Consider the following 17,846-nt stretch of genomic DNA (forward strand, 5'->3'; position numbering starts at 1 on the left):
GTGGCGTTTTGCAAACGCCTATATAGTAAATTATAAGGGAGGTTTTTTTCAACTTGTATTCGGAATCAGGAGTTACTTCTGGCTCGATTCCCAACACCGATATATCGGTGTTGGAGCTTACTCTAACTAGTAATTTTCAGAAAGAAAGGAGAAACATGGACTTTGAAGACTTTATAAAGACGTTCTCGGCTTGTTCAATTGTTAAGGTTAGTCGGTCTGCCGAACATATCTACTATCAGATTATCTGGTCTGAATCCAACCGCATAAAAATGGTTGGGTACATCGATGCCGAGCTTCCCCCGCTCGTTGCGATTATAGGAGAAATTGAATCCTACTGTGAAGAGAATCCACATAATGATCTGGATCTTGGAAATCCTGTAGTGAGACAAACTATCGGACGCATGGTTGCCTGTTCCCTTGAACCGTTTGGTTACACTGCTTATAAAAAAGGTAATATGCCCAACAAAAAATCGAAATTTTTTAAAAGTGCAAGTCATTATCGTTATACGGGAGGTGAATCACATAAAATAGTCAGATCGATTGAGCCCGTGTGACTCATATCCCGTTGATTAAAACAAATGCCTTAAACAAGACCACCTGGATCTGAAGGAGTCTGATTCTTATTGCCCTACAGTTTTGGCCCTGTCTCTTCCTGACTACTGGAAGAAACAACAAAGTTTGGAGCATTCTTCCCTTTTTGGAGCATTCTTCCCTTCAGGATCCAGGTCCCTTGAAACAGTTTGACAGCTTGTTCATTTTCTCTAAAGATAGACAGTTCCGGTTAAATATAGGTCCGATCACACTATGTGTTTTTTAGGAAACATTTTTCTTTAAATTCAACATTTGCAAGCTGTTTCATTCTCTTCCCTAGTGTTTTTTGACATGACACTGTTTTAAATGCAACTTTCCCATCCTTCTTTGTTCGGACACTGCCTTTCCTGGCCGACAAAATTGCCCTTGCAATCGGATTTTTTGCCAAAATTCCGGTACAAAGCCATATCATGATCATCACTCAAGGTATTCATTCGTTCCTATCAGTCTGTCTCCATAAAACCGCCCCTTAAAAATATTTTAATGACTCTTAGTTGTACGTATTTCGCTTTTTGGTCATTTAAACGACAGCAACAAATATATTCATGAATACTGACCTGTTTTTTGTTTCTGTTCTAAATTAAAGGAACTTTTGTCCTGTTAGTTAGTCGTCTTTTCTTTTCATTTGTTAACTGGACGAGAAATGCTTCATAAATCACTGTCATTAACTGAATTTATAAAAAAATCACTTTCGCCCTGTTTTCCAGTTCTGACACCGCTTCGTCTTTTTGAGCCTTCGCCACTTACCGGGAAATTGCCACAGATTTTTTCTGACACCGTATAGAATGCTGTGTTTTTTTTGCAAAAAATTATTTAACTGTATATTAGTCGTAAAAATTTTTGGTAAAGTTTACTGTGCGACTGACCGACCGACTGAACGTGCGTTTTGAAGTTCGGTGTCCATTTAAAACACCTCATCACCTGATGGCGTTGTCCACAAGGCACTCCAACAGGCTTGCGAAATTAATTATATCAACGCCAACCCTTCGAATGCCTGCAAACTCCCAAGAGTAAAAAAAACTACAATCAAACCTTTGAGTGAGGCCGAAATATCTGCTTTTATAAGCGCAATAAAAGGACATCAATTTGAAACCCTATACCTCGTAACCTTATTCACTGGGATGCGACAAGGTGAAATCCTAGGTCTTACATGGGACACTGTCGATCTCCAAAATGGAACAATTTTAATTTGTCATCAGCTACAGCGGATTGACGGAATTTACGAGTTTGTTTCATTAAAAAACGATAAGACTCGCACCCTTACCTTACCGCCATACTTAATTAAATTACTACACGAACATAGAGCGACACAAAACCAATGGCGTCTTATGGCGGGGACTGCATGGATAACTAACAATCTTGTCTTTACCAATCAACTTGGCGGAAATTTAGCCCATGTTACCGTATCCACGAACTATAAAAAAATTGTTAAAAGCCTCAACCTTCCTAATGCACGCTTTCACGATCTTCGACACTCTTATGCTGTCGCTGCTCTACAATCAGGTGACGATATTAAAACCGTCCAGGAAAATCTCGGTCATCATACAGCAGCTTTCACAATGGATGTTTATGGGCATGTATCTGAACGAATGAAACAAGAAAGTGCAAACCGGATGGAGAACTTTATTAAAACTGTTAACAATATCCCGCAAGGGTCAAGGTAAGGGTCAAACCCATTTTTCTGCATAAAAAAACAGCCACAAACGGCTGTAATATGCGATTTCTTTATTAATTTCAAATGGCGGAGAGAGAGGGATTCGAACCCTCGGTACGCTTTCACGTACACACGCTTTCCAGGCGTGCTCCTTCGACCACTCAGACATCTCTCCTCAGGTAGAACAAAAAAATTATTCAATTTTTTCATGCTTGTTGATTATACGGTAATTGACCCTAAAAGTCAATCTTTTCTTTGTAAAACCCCTTTTTTTCTAAACTTACCGCTTCATTGCGCCAATTATTTTATAAACGGCGGTTACCTACTGGCACCCGCCGCTTTTAACTTATCGCTTTGTTGGTTTAGCAAAGCTGTTTTTTATCGTTTATAACGCTTTGCCACCAGAATCCCCAACAGCAGTACCAGACAGGAGCCTCCCAGAAGCATCAGGGATGGGAGATCCATCGTGCTTGCCGTGGTATCACTGGGCCTGGTGCGCTCCTCTGGCTGATTTGTTGCATTTTCTGACTCGGTTTGCCCATTCCCGGTCTGATTTTCACCAGCAGCCAAATCGCTCTCTGCCGTTGATTGCGTATTGGTTGCCGCCGTGGTCGTATCCGCATCGGGTCGGTTTGGCGGTTGCCCTTTGGCGGACTGCAGAGCCGTTGCTGACTGCTCACTGGTAGCATCGGCATTGGCCGTTTGATCGGTCCCTTGCATAGTCGGTGCTGTCATTTCCCGGTCCATACCACCACCCATACCGCTGCCCATGGCCGCAATGTCAAGACTGCTGGCATCGAGCAGCGCCGTTGGCTGAGCAGCCTGTCCCTCGGTGGTCGCCGGAATGGTTCCCTCCAGCTGGCCGCTGATGCTTTCGGCCCGGAGTGTACAAAATTGCTCAAGTACAGCAACCCCGGCCTGATACTCTTCATAAGTGCAGAAGGCCGTCGGATCGTCTTTTACATAATCCGATATCAGAGCCGTTGCCTGATCAATGGTCTCGGTACATTGACCACTTTCAAAATAGCTGGAAATAAATTCCTGAAAATACTGATGATATTGTTCTAAATACGCTTCATTGGAAAGCAAGACACCCAGTAGCGGCCGCTCGTCCATGGTGGTTCCCGATACCGGGGTATCAATGGGATAGTTCACCAGGGTTGTTGCTTCATCGGTGCTGGTAGCCGTTGTTGTTGTCCCGCCACCCATACCGCCACCACTGAAATTGCTAAAAGCCAGATTATAATCCCAGGCAATCATTGATAATTGGCCCTGATCTTCCCGTAAATAATAGTTATGTTTCATGCTGCCAGTGTAGCTGTCAAAATTGTCGATGAAATTATGCACCACGAAATATTTAAGTACCGCTTCCACATCCACCACCGTTTCCAGATTTTCCCCGGCATTAAGCTGTTTAATGGAATCAATCAGTCGTTCTTTATCGCTGGTGGTGACATCAAAAACGGCCCCTTCCCAGATATTTTCGTAGCTGGAGAGTTCATCATCGGAATAGATTAGTGCCACATCATTTCCCGAGTTAACGCCCATTCCCATTTGGCCGATGTCCGGAAACTGACCAGCATTGGCGGCCGTTTGATCGGGCTGACCGGTCGTCTCGCTGTTCATTTCCGGAGGTGTACCGATGTTTTGTGGTTGAAACCCATCGGCAGTTTGGGAAGCACCGTTTTGGTCGGTCGTTGTCTGACTGTCAGCGGTTCCCTGCGGCCGTTCCGGCATCTGGCTCATATCGGGCTTTTCACCATCGCCCATTTCTTTGTCACCCCCAATTTGCATGCTGTCGGGTTTGTAGATATTGCCATAATCCGAACCGTAATTGCGCTGGGCAAAGGCTTCTTCCACCCCTTCCACGGCCAGGTAGAGACCAAAATATTCACCATTTACCGACACTTTTGCAAAGCTCGCTAGCGGTGCCGCTACTCCCATATAAGCCATCATGTCATAACTGAGGTATTCTTTTAAATAAGTATTGTCCGAAATGATATTGTTTAAATTGAGCTTATCCAAACCATGATAGGTTAAACCGTCACTGTATTTGTCAAAGTCAATCTTGAAGCTATAGCGCTCCGAATCCGACGAGACCACGCTGGTAAGCGATGAATTGCCCTTGGGCCGAATCGCCACATTGTCAAGGGTTTCGCCATCAACGGTAATGGTACAAAGCTGATATTCTTCATCGGCGGCATTCTCCTGCAGATTGTTCCAATCCGATTCAGCAATCTCAATGTCGATGGTATGAACCATGCTGTCGTCAAATAATGTCGTTGCATAACTCAAGTCCGTACTGCCACTGACGGTGATCCCCAGGCTTTCGCCAAAATAGGCGAAAACCAGTCCGAACATCAGGGTGATGATACCAATGATGATGCAAATCCGTTCAATATTTTTGTGATCGGCCAATCGGGTCACCTCGCTTAATTCATAAATTCGCCATTATAGCTGACCAGAACGGCATGATTGACATTTTTCAACTCAACCACCTGGTTAATAAAGTCGGTGTTATCATTTTTGAGTCGCACCTCGATATTCAGTTCGATGCCCTCCCGGGAAACCGTTTTGTTTTTGATAATGCTTTTGGTAACACTGGCATCGATGAATTTTTTCACTTCTGCTTCAGCTTCCCGATCGCTACAGTTAACCACGATAATATAGGGCATCTCGTTGGGTTTGCGGTTAACAAACACCAGCAGAATGATCCCGATCAATACCGAACCGAGAATCGCCAGGGGAATCATCCCGGCTGAGAGGACAATCCCGGCAGCAATCGACCAGAACACAAAGGCGATGTCCAAGGGTTCTTTGACCGCCGTTCTAAACCGGACAATCGAAAGCGCCCCAACCATCCCCAAGGACAGTACCACGTTGCTGGTAATCGCCAGCATCACAAAGGTGGTGATCATGCAAAGGGCAATTAAGGTAACTCCAAAGCCGGATGAATACATCACCCCCTTATAGGTTTTTTTATGAACCAGATGGACAAATACGCCAATCCCAAAGGCCAGAATCATGGCCATGGCGATATCGATCATCGATACCGATGTGACATTGTCCAGAAAATTTGACTTAAAAATATCGTTAAAACTCATTTAGATCTCCTTGTTGATTTGCGTAATTGAATTTGTTAAACAAAAAATTAGCTGTAAATCCGGCTGGCTGCGTATTTTGAAAAAGCCGTTTGTCTTCGGCCATCCAGCTGGATGATATCGGCAATCACGGCGGGAATAAAGTTATCATACTTCACTTCCAGCAGCAGCTGCTGATCCCCGGCACAAACGGTGGGTAAGTCGGGATTAAACAGATCCGTGCTGAAAAGACCGGTGCGGATGTCCCGGTCAATCGTAACCCGGACGTTTCCGGGTCGATAAACAAAGGCCTCCCGTTTATAGTCAACAATGGTTTTGGGCCTTAGCTGGCCCGACTTCATTTTGGAATAGAGCTCCACCACCAGGGGTTCTGAACTTGTAGCCATCCAGTCGGTATCATGGGCCAGAATCGCTTCAACCTGTCCCTTTGTAATATTGGCCTTGATCTTGGCACAAAGGCCATTGATCTTGCTCTTTTTTTCCAGATTGATAAAGGCAAAGTCTTTGTTATAACAGCGGATTCTGAATTTTTCCCGATGGTTGATCCCACTGATCTTATCCTGCAACGCCACGTCCCGATAATTATCAAAATACAAACTGCGAATCTGGTATTCGCCTGCTTCATCGGTATTGACGTCGGGCTGCATCACGGCTTTTAGCTGCCTGCGCAGAACCAGGTAATCCAGATAATTAATATAATGTTTGTGTTCATGCCGAAATTGCATGTCGTACCTCCTTTTGTGATTTAACACATTCTTAACAAAACCTATGATAGTGAGGCTAGCTTGAATAAAGATTGAAGCAAGAATCTCTTAAGCTGGAGTTCAAGCTTCATTCAATTAAAGATGCTATAATAAAAAATAGCGATTGGGACGAGGAGGTGTTTTTAGCATGCGGCTATTACTGGTGGAAGATGAATGGGGACTGGTCGAAGCCCTGAGAGCAATTTTTACCAAAGAAAATTATGGCGTGGATATTTGCATGGATGGCGAAAGTGGTCTGGATAATGCCCTGACCGGGATTTATGATCTGATTATTCTGGATATTATGCTGCCCCGTAAAGACGGCCTGGCGGTTTTACAGGAGCTGCGCAAGGCTAAAATTGAAACTCCGGTGCTGATGCTGACGGCCCGAGCCGAGCTGAACGATAAAATTGCCGGATTGGATCGGGGGGCGGATGACTATCTCACCAAGCCCTTTCAAACCGGGGAACTGCTGGCCCGAATCCGGGCGGTGACCCGACGCAAAGGTGAGGTGGTGACGAATGATCCGGGCTGGGGCGATCTGACCTTACGACAAAAAACCCGGGAGCTTTGCTGTGGCAATACGACGGTAAAACTGGGTTTGAAGGAATTTTTGCTGTTGGAAACCCTGATGATCCATTCCCGCCAGATCATTTCCAAGGAACAGTTGATTGAAAAGGTTTGGGGCTTTGACAGCGAAGCTGAGTATAATAATGTGGAGGTCTATATTTCGTTTCTGCGAAAAAAGATCAGTTTTGTGGGATCTCAGGTCCAGATTAAGGTTAACCGGGGGATCGGTTATTATCTGGAGTTGTCGGTACAAGGGTAAGCATGATGATCAGAAACCTGAAACGCCGCTTTGTGGCAACGATTATGATTATCCTATCGCTGGTTTTTGCCCTGATTCTTGGTTCCATCAACTATTTCAACTACCAGTCCAGTGAACGTCAGAGTATTTCTCTGTTATCAGTGCTGGCCGACAATGATGGGGTGATTCCTCCGGCTACTCCGGGAACTCCAGGGGCGGCTAATCCCCTGCCACCAGATATTTTTGAGCGGGAAAAAACCTACTCGGTTAAGGTTAATGCAGCGACTAACCTCTTCACCATCAATGGCAGCAGCGATACCAGCCAGGTATCTCAGGAGGTTCTGGATCTGGCAAATCAGATGCTCGCAAAAAACAAAGTTTCCGGCGCCCTTAACGGTTACCGCTATCTGGTTGTTGACAAACCCTATGGACAACTGCTGGTTTTTGTCGATCAACGGATTTCCAATGCGATGGCGGATCGGCTGCTAACCACCTCCCTGATCATTGGCAGCATCACCCTGCTGGTGCTTTTCTTTGTCTCGCTTTTTCTGGCCAACCTGATGGTTAAACCCGTGGCCGACGCCTTTGAAAAACAGAAGCGGTTTATTTCGGATGCCAGTCATGAACTCAAAACACCCCTCTCCGTTATCAGCGTCAACGCCGATGTTTTAGCCGGAGACATCGGAACAAATCGACATCTTGGCTATATCCAATCTGAAACCGACCGGATGAATACCCTGGTCAATGACCTGCTAACACTGGCCCGGCTGGACGCCGACAAAACGCACGGGGTTACCTCAACCTTTGATTTGAGCCAAGCCATAAAAAGCATTGCCTTAAGTTTCGAGAGCATTGCCTTTGAGGCGCATAAAAACTATGCCCTCGAAATTGAAGACGGGATCACCTATCAGGGTGATGCCAATCAGATCAAGCAGGTTGCCGCCATCCTGATTGACAATGCCATTAAACATACCAATGATGATGGGCAAATTGAGCTCACTCTTAAGCGCATTGGTGATAAAATCCATCTTGAGGTATTTAATACCGGTGCCGGAATTCCTTACGATCAGCGGGATAAGATTTTTGAGCGCTTCTACCGCTACGATGAATCCCGTTCCAAGGCTACCGGCGGCTATGGCCTGGGGCTGGCCATTGCCAAAGCGATTGTTTGCGAGCATCAGGGCAAAATTAAAGTAAGCAGCGAGGTCGGTCGTTGGGCCCGGTTTAGTGTGATCCTCTAAACTGCTGCAGCCCCAAAAACAGCACCTGAAAAAAGCCATCCGGATCTTTTGGTCCAGATGGCTTGCTGCGGTTCTGTTGACATGCTACTAGCTGGGAAGATTTCTGATCATGTTGACAAATTCCCGCTTGATTTCCGGGTCAAAATGCCCTTCCAATTGCTCCAGCTGGTTCAGGGGATTTTGCTCTGCTCCCAGGGCCTCACCTTCCTGCGCCGAGGTCAGGCGATCATAATAACTGGCCACTGCAACAACCCGTGCAATAAAAGGAATTTCTTCACCCTTTAAACCCTTGGGATAGCCAGACCCATCCCATCGTTCGTGATGATGCAGCACCGCATCGGCCAACGACATGGTATCATCAAAGGCATTGAGAATCCGATATCCCATAATCGGATGCTTCCTGATCTCAGTCAATTCTGCCTCGGTAAATTCACTCCGCTCTTGCAGACAATCTTTATGCAAAACAATCTTGCCGATATCATGAAAATAACCGGCCAGTTTCAGCCGTCTGATTTTAACATGGGGGAGTTCCATTGACACTCCCAGATCATGACACCATTGACTAACCCGCTGGGCATGTTCCTCTTCCTGGGGACAATCACTTTGCAGGCTGGTGACGATGGAATCCAGGGTTGAGCTCTTAAAATCATCCCGTTCCAGCACCTTGATGGCATACATTCGTTCTTCAGCGAATTCCAGGCATTCCATAATACTCTGGTTCATCGCTGTTTTAGCCGCACAGCCCAGTGAAATATTTCCCCGGATGAGCTTGACGCTATCCTGGGCAAATTCGGTTTTAATCCGCTTTTTAATCTGTTTCGCCTGCTCAATGGTGGTTTTTGGCAGCAGAATCACAAATTCATCGCCCCCCCAGCGGGCAATGATGTCATCAGACCGACAGACCCGACGCATCACTTCGGCTATTTTTTTCAGAAAAATATCTCCGTGAGCATGGCCGAAAATATCATTGGTCAGCTTTAAGCCGTTGACATCCCCCATGATAATCGAAATCGGCAAATTTCTTTCGGTATCCAATCGTAATAACTCCGCTTCCAGAAAACGACGATTATAAAGCCCGGTCAGAGCATCGTGAAAACTCAAGTATTCAATCTCTTTACGTTGCTCCTTTTTCTCGGAAACATCCCGAAAAACAAGCACAATCCCCACCGTTTCACCCTTTTCATTTTTAATCGGCGCCGCACTGTCTTCCAGGTGAAAAACCGATCCATCCTTGGCTGTTAAAACGGCATGATTTTTAAGTTCCTGGGTCTGGTCAGTCGCCATCGCCGCAATGATGGTATCTGCAATTTCCTGATGGCTATCTTCATGGGATAAAACAAAAACCTCCCGATAATGCCGCCCTTTTGCATCTTCATTGGTCCAACCGGTCAGTTGCTGGGCCACCTTATTGAGCATTTCGATCTTACCCTGGGGATCCACCACCATTACCCCATCGCCAATGGAAATCAGGGTCTGGAAATATTTACTGCGTTCGGCAAACAATTTATTCTGAATATTCCGCCGCTCCACATTCGTTAAGACCCCGTTCATTAATACGGTTATTTCATACACATCATTATCGCCATATTCGTCAACTTTACCGGCGAAGCCCACCACCGCTGTGATTTTTTCATCAATAAAAATGGGAACGGCGATAAAATTGCCGGTAATCGTCGATCCCCCGGGAAGTCCCCATTCTGATGCTAAGTTGTCGACTTGGTTATTTATGATGACTGGCTTGCGCTGCCGTACCGCATCCCCCCACAGCCCGACTTCCTCCAGTTGGTAGCTCTGCTTTGGACGCGTCATATCCGCCCCTTTAATCAGGCCTTTAGACCAGGCTTTGAGAGTAAATTGCCGTTTCTTTTCATCATAAAAACAGATAAAGCCGCTGTTGCTATCAGTCAGTTTCAGGGCTTCGTGCAAAACATAGTCCAGCTGCTTTTGATCATTCCTGAACTTCTTGCTTAAAACGTTCACCAGAATTTTGTTGCGAAAGAGTACCCGCTCCTGTTTTTTTATCAATTTTTCTTCATCGGTGATTTCTCGAATAAAAGCGCCGACCCCAATCCGGTTATTTTTTAATTCGACCGGAAATTTTTTTATTTTATAAATCCGGTTTTTATATTTTTCCTCATATTCAGTCGCTTCTCGAGTCGTGATAACCTGCTGATCCGTTTCAATAATTGACGGGCCTAAAGCTTCGACATCCTGAATTGGATCGGCCTGAGCAATAATTTCCGGTATCGATTTCTGATAATGGGGCTCCGCAGCCTGATTAATAAAGACGTAGTTCAATTGTTCATCCTTCAAATAGATGACCGTTTCATGACCGTTCATGAAGGTTTCACAAATATTCTTAATGCTTTTTGTCTCCGTCTTGGTATTCTTCAATTTTTTATTCGTTCGAACTAATAATAGCAATAGAATTCCGACTGCAATCACAAGTCCAACAATCAATAGACTATCTGCCGCTGCTGGTTCCATCCTTTTATCTCCTCATCCAACCTTTTCCACTCATGTTAGACTCTTATATAAAGCATCAAAATCTTATTTTTCCACTTGTAAAGGTTTTCTTCTTACTCTTGATTTCATTATTATATAACAAAATTAAATTAATTCCTATTTTTTTATCAAAAAAAACACTATTTTTATTTAATATTGTTATTAACCACACTATTTCAAATTCAATCAAATACTCACGGGGTTTATTCAATTGTTTCCAGAATTTCCTCAATTTTTCGTCTCGTTTTCGGACGATGATCCCGGTTTTTATAACCAAAGGCAATCATGCAGGATAATCCAAAGTGGACGGGATCAAGTATTTTCTCCTGCACCAGCACAGCTTCGACCTTTGCGGTATTAAATCCTTCCATTGGGGTGGAATCCACGCCCAGCATGGCGGCAGCCGTCAGCATATTAGCCAGCGGAATATAGGTTTGTTTGCAGGCCCAGTCAAAAAAAGCCCGGTCATTTCCAGCGATTTTCAGATCGTCTTCCTGAAAGCTCTTCAATTTATTTTTCCGGGCGGCTCGCAAGTCGTCAGTGAAATGCTGGATATCGTTCATAATGTACTCCACATAGTCAGAATCCGGCTTTAAATCAACTGGTTTTCTGGCCAAAATCAGGACAAAATGACTGGCACCATCGAGACTGACTTCTGCGCCCCAGGCGAAGGGTTTTATTTTTTCGCGAAGCTCCCGGTTATTGAGCAGCACAAATTTCCAGGGTTCCAGCCCCATCGAGCTGGGTGAGAGCCGGGCCGCCTCCATGATCACAGCAAAATCTTCATCGCTGACCTTTTTATTGGCATCATAACCTTTGCAGGTGTAGCGATTGTTAAATATATTCAGAATCAGGTTTCGAGTTTCTTCTTTTTTCATCTTGATGGCCTCCCATATTTTTTATTATCTTTTAGTATATTCCCTTTGAAAAATCACTCAAACATGACATGTTATTATTTTTTTCTTTTCGCCCTCATTTATCCCCATCAAATCATTGTTTATTTTTACTTGATCAGGGTAAATTAATTGGAGAACACCGAATTATTTGAATCGAATTTGAAAGAAGGGGATCTGCATGAATGTAATTGAAATCAATCAACTGACAAAATATTATGGAAAACATCGAGGCATTGAAAACGTATCCTTTTCTGTGGAAGAAGGCGAGATCTTTGGTTTTATCGGTCCCAATGGCGCCGGTAAATCCACCACCATCCGGGCGCTGTTGTCGCTGATCCATCCCACCAGTGGCTCAGCCACCATTTTTGGGAAAGACTGCATTAAATACGGCAGCGAAATTCGCCGGGATATTGGCTACCTGCCTTCGGAAGTCTTTTATTACGAACACATGAAGGTCAAGGAGGTACTCAATTATTCGGCCAGCTTCTATGATAATGTCGATACTAGCCGGATTGAGACCCTGGCGGAGGTTATGAATCTTGACTTAAATAAGCGCATTGATGACCTCTCCTATGGCAATAAAAAGAAAGTCGGCATTATTCAGGGCCTGCTCCATGAACCCCGACTGATCATTCTTGACGAACCAACGGGCGGTCTGGATCCCCTGATGCAGCAAACGTTTTTTGAACTGATCCGGGCGGAAAACAAAAAAGGTGCCACCGTTTTATTTTCTTCGCACATTCTTTCTGAAGTACAAAAGCTGTGTGGCCGGGTGGCCATCATTAAAGACGGCACCATTGTTCGGGTTGAAAATATCCGGGATATGCAAAAACACAATTATAAAAAATTCACCCTGGACTACAAAGGCGTGATGGATGTTCAACACTTTAATCTGGAAGGGGTCACGAATTTAACGGTCAATGAAAACAGCCTGCATTTTTTATTTAAGGGTGATATCAATCGGATGGTTGAGCGCCTGCAGGGCCAGTATCTTTTAAATCTGCTCGTTGAAGAACCTTCGCTTGAGGAAATTTTTATGCATTATTACCAAAAGGAGGAAAAGGAGGCCCAACCATGAACATTTTAATACAGGAACTGCGAATGGGCCGAAAAACCCTGATTATCTGGTGCATCTCACTAATTGGGGTATTAAGCCTCTTTATGTTGCTCTATCCTTCCATTGCCAGTCAACTGGAGGACTTCCAAAGGGTCTTTGAAAGCTTCCCGATTGAATTCCAACAGGCTTTCGGGGTGGCTGATCTGGAGCTTGCCAGTATTTTAAGCTTTTATCAATTTGCCCTGATGTACGTTTTGCTGGCAGGGGCCATCCAAGCCATGAATATGGGGGTTTCGATCCTCTCCGCCGAAGTCCGGGAAAAAACTGGCGATTTTCTGTTTGTCAAACCGGTCAGTCGTAACCGGGTCGTCGCCATGAAAATCCTGGCGGTGCTGGTTCAAATTCTGATTACCAATGCTGTTGTTTTTACAGCTTCCCTGCTCATGGTTACCCTGCTCAGTGACACCGCCTACAACCTTAAGCTGTTTACCCTGTTTACCCTGAGCCTACTCTTTATCCAGATTTTCTTTGCCAGCCTGGGTCTGTTTGTGTCGGTTTTTTTAAGACGGATCCGCACCGTTCTACCCATCAGTATGGGGGTTGTCTTTATTTTTTATATTATTCATCTGCTCAATGAAACCTTAAACGATGACAAACTGGGGCTGGTCTCCCCCTTTGATTATTTCAATTTGACTGAAATCTCCATGAATATGAATTACGATTCATTGTACCTGCTGTTATGGTTTGTTTTAGTCGGCCTCTTTACTTTTCTGACCTTCAAACTGTTTGCCCGAAAAGATCTGCCGTCGATCTAGCCTAAAAGGAGGCGTTATCCATGAATGTATTTAAAAAAGAAATGAAAGCCAATATTAAATCGCTGATCATCTGGTGTTGTGCCCAGGTTTTCATTATCTTTGCCGGAATGATGAAGTACCAGGGTTTTGCCGATTCCCAAGTGGACGTCAACGCCCTGTTTGCGGCCTTTCCCGAAGAAATCATGGTCGTTTTTGGGATCGGCTCGGTGGATATTACCAAAGTCGCCGGTTTTTATTCGGTGTTCTTTCTCTACTTTATGCTACTGGCCGCTGTTCATGCGGTAATGTTCGGGGCGGTGGCGGTGTCCAAGGAAGAACGGGATCACTGTGCTGATTTTGTCTATACCAAACCGGTTCGTCGGTTTCAGGTGATCTGGCCCAAGTTGTTGGCCGGGCTCATCAATATTCTAATTTTTAATATTGTTACTTTTTGTGCTTCCGTATTTTTCATTGCCCAGCACAACGATGGCAACGGCCTGATCGACAAAGTATCCCTGACAATGCTGGCACTCTTTATCCTGCAACTGTTCTTTTTGGCGCTGGGATCTATGTTTGGTGCCGTTTTAAAAAACACCAAGCGGGCGACTGCCGCTGCCTCCGGGCTGGTGATGGGGTTTTTCATCTTATCGGTGGCAGTGGATTTATATGACAAGCTGGACTTTCTTGCAATCTTCACTCCCTTTAAGTATTTTGAAGGCGCCACCCTGATGATTAATGATCAGCTATCCTTCAATTCCGCTGCCATTTTACTGGTTGTCTCGCTGGTCTTTTTCGTTTTGACCTTTGTGGCCTTTAACCGCCGGGATTTAAGTACCTAGGTTCTGGTGATCATTCCCAATACAACAAAAGCATCCAAACAGTTTGTCTGGATGCTTTTGTTGTCGATAAAATACCGTACCGACCAATTGTTAATCTGTTGTTCGCCGCGGAATCGGACAGGCGATGCCGTGTCCGCTCCGATGCGTACAACATGATGTAACAATTGTCGGTACTGGGTTATCTTTTTTGATAGTCTGAAGTATCCAAAAAGCGTTGGATGCTTTTTGAATGGCTTTATTCGGCTTAGTAACCGCTGACGGCTTCGCCTTTTAATAGTTTAACAGCGGAGCTGGTGCCGATGCGGGCACAGCCTTCGTTGATAAAGGCGATCAGATCATCCACGGATTTTACCCCGCCGGCGGCCTTCATCTTTACGTCTGGGCCGATGTTGGCTTTAAATAAACGGATGTCTGTGATGGTTGCCCCGGCGGTTCCAAACCCAGTGGAGGTTTTGATGTAGTCGGCTTTGGCATTGGTCACCAGCTCACAGACCTTGACCTTCTCAGCCTCAGTCAGAAAACAGGTTTCGACAATCACCTTGAGGATCTTGTCACCGATGGCCTGTTTAATTTCGGAAATTTCATTTTGGACCAGGTCATAGTCTTTGTTTTTCAGGGCGGTGATATTAATGACCATATCGATTTCTGAGGCACCGTTTTTAACCGCATCAACTGCTTCAAAAACCTTAACGGCCGTGGTATTGTAACCGAGCGGAAAACCGATCACGGTGCAGATATTCAACTGCTCGCCATAGGTTTCTTTGATCTTTTTAACATAAGACGGCGGGATGCATACCGATGCCGTTTGATAGGTGATGGCATCGTCACAGATCACCTTAATCTCTTCCCAAGTTGCAAATTGTTTTAACAGGGTGTGGTCAATGTGGCTTAAAATTTCCTTGTTTGTCATATTCATTCTCCTAATTTTCGTAACTCAATGGTGTCTTATTTGGCCATGGTGTCTTTGAGGTTTTCATAGATTTCGGTATAGGTGTCAAAGACGCCCTGATAGGTTGTGTAGAGGTCTTTGTTGGGTTGGACCGAATAGGCTTCTTTGACCATGCCGGTAGTTGCGGCATCAAAGGATTCGTAAGCACCGGAACCAACTGCTGCGACAATGGCACAACCCAGCACACTGGCGCTGGCGTCTTCAGTAACCACAATGGGCTTGCCGGTAACATCGGCGATGATCTGCATCCAGGTGGCGTCTTTGGTGACCCCGCCACAGCCGACAATGATGTTGATGGGACAGCCCTGCGCTTCAAAGTTGTCAATGATATTCTTGGTGCCCAGCGCTACCGATTCCAGCAGGGCCCGGTAAATATGAGCTTTGGTATGGCTCAGGGTTAAGCCGTAGATCACCCCTTTGGCATTGGCATCTTTGTAAGGGGTCCGATTGCCCTGAAAGAAATCAAGGGCTACCAGGCCTTCGGAGCCAGCCGGGATTTTGGCTACCAGTTCGTTCATATAGGCATAGGGGTTTTCGTGAGCGCTCATCTCAAATTCCCGCATAAACCATTTGATGATTGAGCCGGCCGAAATCTGACCGCCTTCCAGTAACCACTGGTCAGGTACGATGGCGTTGTTGTAAGGGCCCCAGATCCCGTTGAGATTCAGTTTCTTTTCCGAGAAGGCCAGCTGGACAAAGCTGGTTCCCATGATCATCGCCAGTTTACCTTCTTTAGCTACGCCTAAACCAAGCATTCCGATATGAGCGTCGATCCCGCCCTGAACCACCTTCATGTCCGGGTTGATATCGTACTGATCGGCAAAGGAACGGTTGATGGTACCGACTAATTCACCCACATGCTTAACATCCAGCACCAGTTTTTCAGCATAATCTTCCAGTCCTACCTGTTTGAAGAATTCGCCATTCCAGCCGCCTTCACACTCAATATAATTCCATTTACAGGTTGAGTTACAGATCGAGGTCGCATAGACGCCGCACAGCTGATAGTTCATCCAGTCCAGCTGTTCAATGATTTTATGGCTTTTTGCATAGATATCTTTTTGATTGTTTTTGATCCACAGAACCTTGGGGATCATCCATTCCACTGAGTCTTCGCCGCCAGAGTATGCTAAAACCGGGTGTTTGGTCGCATTGATAACGTTCATTTCTTTTTTGGCCCGGGTATCCATCCACATAATTGCATCAGTTAACGGGTTGCCTTGTTGATCCACCGGAATAACCGTTGATGAAGTGGAGCAGACACTGACCGCCTGAATCTGGTGGCGGATTTCTTTTGACAGCGACGACATTACGTTTTTAACCGCTTCATTAAAACAGCGCCACCAGTCCCCCGGTTTCTGTTCGGCCCAACCAGCTTGTGGATAAAAAGTTTCATAAACCTGTTCATCACCGGCAATAACTGTTCCTTTTTTATCCGTCACAACAACTCTGACACTCTGTGTTCCAGTGTCAACACCCATAAAATACGTTTCAGTGTTCATTTAATTTTCCCCCCATGGATAAAACATTATTTTATTGTAGAAATAGCCACCTTTGGCTATTTCAGAAAAAACCTTGGGCACTTCATCAAGCGGTAAACGGTGGCTGATAATGTCTCTGGCTGTCATACCTTTTTCGGCAAACATTTTTAAGGATTCGGTCCAGTCTTCACCGGGATAGGGTTTGGTAAACGAATTCCAGGAACCGATCAGACTCAACTGGTTTCGCATTAAGGTATCCAGTTCTTTTTCACTAAGATCCAGACCTTTGTGGGAAATCCCCAGATAAACCACCCGGCCCATTTTGCTGGCCATCAGAATACATTGTTTTTGGGCTGTCGGTACCCCGGAAAAATCAATGACGATGTTGGCGCCTTTTCCCTTGGTAGCTGTCATGACTGCGGCCACCGCATCTTCTTTTAATGAGTTGATGGTGACATCGGCACCGACCTTTTTTGCGATTTCCAGTTTTTCATCCCAGACATCCATCGCAATCACCTGGGATGCCCCCGCCAATTTGGCATATTGGGCGGCAAACAAGCCGATCGGTCCAGTCCCTACCACACAAACCGAATCACCCGGCACAAAATTGGCCCGGGCCAAACCGTGATAAGCGTTGGCGCACGGATCAAGGGTGGCGGCATCTTCATAGGAAACATTCTCCGGTACTTTCAGCAGGTTGCCTTCTTTCACCGCCACATACTCAGCCAGAGCGCCGTTGCGGCGGGAACCATAATAGTCGTAATGTTCGCAGAGAGAGTAAATACCTTTTTGGCACCATTCGCATTCAAAACAGGGAATCAGTGGCGGTACCACCACCCGATCGCCGATCTTGAAGCTTTTGACATCCGCCCCCAGCTCAGTGATTTCACCGGAAAATTCATGCCCGATAATAATCGGCGAAACATGGGCGCCATAGGTCAGAGCCCGGGGAATATCAGATCCGCACAGACCAACCGCCCGAACCTTGACCATCACTTCATCGGGCTGGACAATTGGTAATGGAACCTCTTCCACCCGCAAATCGCCGGGTTTATACATAGATACAGCTTTCATTATTTCCTCCTTAATGTAACCTTTGGTGTGAATTGAAAATGGCTGAATTTGATTGATGTAACCCTTTTCTTATTGCCTAAAAAAATATCGGCAGCTTGTTCTGACTGCTGATA

General features: G+C 45.3%; 15 protein-coding genes and 1 tRNA gene. 7 read left to right on the forward strand and 9 right to left on the reverse strand.

The features are described 5' to 3' along the window. Nucleotides 1-155 precede the first annotated feature (155 nt). Both B3F51_RS15635 and B3F51_RS15640 read left to right on the forward strand, forming a co-directional pair. Complete coding sequence (locus B3F51_RS15635) at nucleotides 156-554, forward strand: hypothetical protein (protein ID WP_286948039.1); 399 nt, start codon at nucleotides 156-158, stop codon at nucleotides 552-554. 1,071 nt (nucleotides 555-1,625) lie between these two features. Further along, complete coding sequence (locus tag B3F51_RS15640; protein WP_286948040.1) at nucleotides 1,626-2,255, forward strand: site-specific integrase; 630 nt, start codon at nucleotides 1,626-1,628, stop codon at nucleotides 2,253-2,255. A 75-nt stretch (nucleotides 2,256-2,330) separates the two neighbouring features. Here the strand turns inward: B3F51_RS15640 and B3F51_RS15645 are convergent. The 4 genes from B3F51_RS15645 to B3F51_RS15660 all read right to left on the reverse strand — a co-directional run bounded on the left by B3F51_RS15645 (nucleotide 2,331) and on the right by B3F51_RS15660 (nucleotide 6,071). Next, nucleotides 2,331-2,420, reverse strand: a tRNA-Ser gene (locus B3F51_RS15645). Between the two features lie 203 nt (nucleotides 2,421-2,623). Then, entirely contained in the window at nucleotides 2,624-4,663 is a 2,040-nt protein-coding gene (locus tag B3F51_RS15650; protein ID WP_286948042.1) for a CotH kinase family protein, read from the reverse strand. 14 nt (nucleotides 4,664-4,677) lie between these two features. Further along, nucleotides 4,678-5,349, reverse strand: a complete 672-nt coding sequence (locus B3F51_RS15655; protein WP_148636901.1) for a DUF4956 domain-containing protein — start codon at nucleotides 5,347-5,349, stop codon at nucleotides 4,678-4,680. A 47-nt stretch (nucleotides 5,350-5,396) separates the two neighbouring features. Continuing rightward, entirely contained in the window at nucleotides 5,397-6,071 is a 675-nt protein-coding gene (locus B3F51_RS15660) for a polyphosphate polymerase domain-containing protein (RefSeq protein WP_286948044.1), read from the reverse strand. A 166-nt stretch (nucleotides 6,072-6,237) separates the two neighbouring features. Here B3F51_RS15660 and B3F51_RS15665 point away from each other — a divergent pair, with 166 nt between their 5' ends. Both B3F51_RS15665 and B3F51_RS15670 read left to right on the forward strand, forming a co-directional pair. Further along, nucleotides 6,238-6,918 (forward strand): response regulator transcription factor, encoded by a 681-nt coding sequence (locus B3F51_RS15665; RefSeq protein ID WP_070371733.1) that lies wholly within the window; start codon nucleotides 6,238-6,240, stop codon nucleotides 6,916-6,918. 2 nt (nucleotides 6,919-6,920) lie between these two features. Continuing rightward, nucleotides 6,921-8,138: a sensor histidine kinase gene (locus tag B3F51_RS15670; protein ID WP_286948047.1), complete on the forward strand. Its 1,218-nt coding sequence runs from the start codon at nucleotides 6,921-6,923 to the stop codon at nucleotides 8,136-8,138. An 87-nt stretch (nucleotides 8,139-8,225) separates the two neighbouring features. Here B3F51_RS15670 and B3F51_RS15675 read toward each other — a convergent pair whose 3' ends face one another. Further along, nucleotides 8,226-10,625: a diguanylate cyclase gene (locus B3F51_RS15675; RefSeq protein WP_286948048.1), complete on the reverse strand. Its 2,400-nt coding sequence runs from the start codon at nucleotides 10,623-10,625 to the stop codon at nucleotides 8,226-8,228. A gap of 221 nt (nucleotides 10,626-10,846) precedes the next feature. After that, nucleotides 10,847-11,521: an NAD(P)H-dependent oxidoreductase gene (locus tag B3F51_RS15680; protein ID WP_250934309.1), complete on the reverse strand. Its 675-nt coding sequence runs from the start codon at nucleotides 11,519-11,521 to the stop codon at nucleotides 10,847-10,849. A gap of 196 nt (nucleotides 11,522-11,717) precedes the next feature. Between B3F51_RS15680 and B3F51_RS15685 the strand changes: the two genes are divergently transcribed. From B3F51_RS15685 to B3F51_RS15695, 3 genes are read left to right on the forward strand one after another with little or no spacing between them, the layout of a single operon-like run. Further along, nucleotides 11,718-12,617 (forward strand): ABC transporter ATP-binding protein, encoded by a 900-nt coding sequence (locus B3F51_RS15685; protein WP_286948050.1) that lies wholly within the window; start codon nucleotides 11,718-11,720, stop codon nucleotides 12,615-12,617. Beyond that, entirely contained in the window at nucleotides 12,614-13,411 is a 798-nt protein-coding gene (locus B3F51_RS15690) for an ABC transporter permease subunit (RefSeq protein ID WP_070371738.1), read from the forward strand. The genes B3F51_RS15685 and B3F51_RS15690 overlap by 4 nt, the downstream gene beginning before the upstream one ends. Before the next feature lie 20 nt (nucleotides 13,412-13,431). Then, nucleotides 13,432-14,229: an ABC transporter permease subunit gene (locus B3F51_RS15695; protein WP_070371739.1), complete on the forward strand. Its 798-nt coding sequence runs from the start codon at nucleotides 13,432-13,434 to the stop codon at nucleotides 14,227-14,229. Nucleotides 14,230-14,473: 244 nt separating this feature from the next. On the opposite strand, the gene deoC is transcribed toward B3F51_RS15695, so the two are convergent. From deoC to B3F51_RS15710, 3 genes are read right to left on the reverse strand one after another with little or no spacing between them, the layout of a single operon-like run. Beyond that, nucleotides 14,474-15,139 carry a deoxyribose-phosphate aldolase gene (gene deoC / locus B3F51_RS15700; protein WP_286948053.1) on the reverse strand — a complete coding sequence of 222 codons (666 nt, stop codon included), beginning with the start codon at nucleotides 15,137-15,139 and terminating at the stop codon, nucleotides 14,474-14,476. A gap of 35 nt (nucleotides 15,140-15,174) precedes the next feature. Continuing rightward, entirely contained in the window at nucleotides 15,175-16,680 is a 1,506-nt protein-coding gene (locus B3F51_RS15705; RefSeq protein WP_286948055.1) for an FGGY-family carbohydrate kinase, read from the reverse strand. Beyond that, a complete protein-coding gene (locus B3F51_RS15710; RefSeq protein ID WP_286948057.1) occupies nucleotides 16,681-17,733 on the reverse strand; it encodes a galactitol-1-phosphate 5-dehydrogenase in 1,053 nt (350 codons plus the stop codon). Nucleotides 17,734-17,846 lie beyond the last annotated feature (113 nt).

Origin of the sequence: Acetobacterium sp. UBA5834 (assembly GCF_002435675.1) — a bacterium.
GTDB lineage: Bacteria > Bacillota > Clostridia > Eubacteriales > Eubacteriaceae > Acetobacterium > Acetobacterium wieringae.

Bases quoted from the DNA above. Each gene is read 5' to 3' on its own strand.
- B3F51_RS15710 (WP_286948057.1), bottom strand. From the start codon at position 17,733: ATGAAAGCTGTATCTATGTATAAACCCGGCGATTTGCGGGTGGAAGAG.
- B3F51_RS15670 (WP_286948047.1), top strand. From the start codon at position 6,921: ATGATGATCAGAAACCTGAAACGCCGCTTTGTGGCAACGATTATGATT.
- B3F51_RS15660 (WP_286948044.1), bottom strand. From the start codon at position 6,071: ATGCAATTTCGGCATGAACACAAACATTATATTAATTATCTGGATTAC.
- B3F51_RS15690 (WP_070371738.1), top strand. From the start codon at position 12,614: ATGAACATTTTAATACAGGAACTGCGAATGGGCCGAAAAACCCTGATT.
- B3F51_RS15665 (WP_070371733.1), top strand. From the start codon at position 6,238: ATGCGGCTATTACTGGTGGAAGATGAATGGGGACTGGTCGAAGCCCTG.
- B3F51_RS15655 (WP_148636901.1), bottom strand. From the start codon at position 5,349: ATGAGTTTTAACGATATTTTTAAGTCAAATTTTCTGGACAATGTCACA.
- B3F51_RS15705 (WP_286948055.1), bottom strand. From the start codon at position 16,680: ATGAACACTGAAACGTATTTTATGGGTGTTGACACTGGAACACAGAGT.
- B3F51_RS15685 (WP_286948050.1), top strand. From the start codon at position 11,718: ATGAATGTAATTGAAATCAATCAACTGACAAAATATTATGGAAAACAT.
- B3F51_RS15695 (WP_070371739.1), top strand. From the start codon at position 13,432: ATGAATGTATTTAAAAAAGAAATGAAAGCCAATATTAAATCGCTGATC.
- deoC (WP_286948053.1), bottom strand. From the start codon at position 15,139: ATGACAAACAAGGAAATTTTAAGCCACATTGACCACACCCTGTTAAAA.
- B3F51_RS15635 (WP_286948039.1), top strand. From the start codon at position 156: ATGGACTTTGAAGACTTTATAAAGACGTTCTCGGCTTGTTCAATTGTT.
- B3F51_RS15675 (WP_286948048.1), bottom strand. From the start codon at position 10,625: ATGGAACCAGCAGCGGCAGATAGTCTATTGATTGTTGGACTTGTGATT.
- B3F51_RS15680 (WP_250934309.1), bottom strand. From the start codon at position 11,521: ATGAAAAAAGAAGAAACTCGAAACCTGATTCTGAATATATTTAACAAT.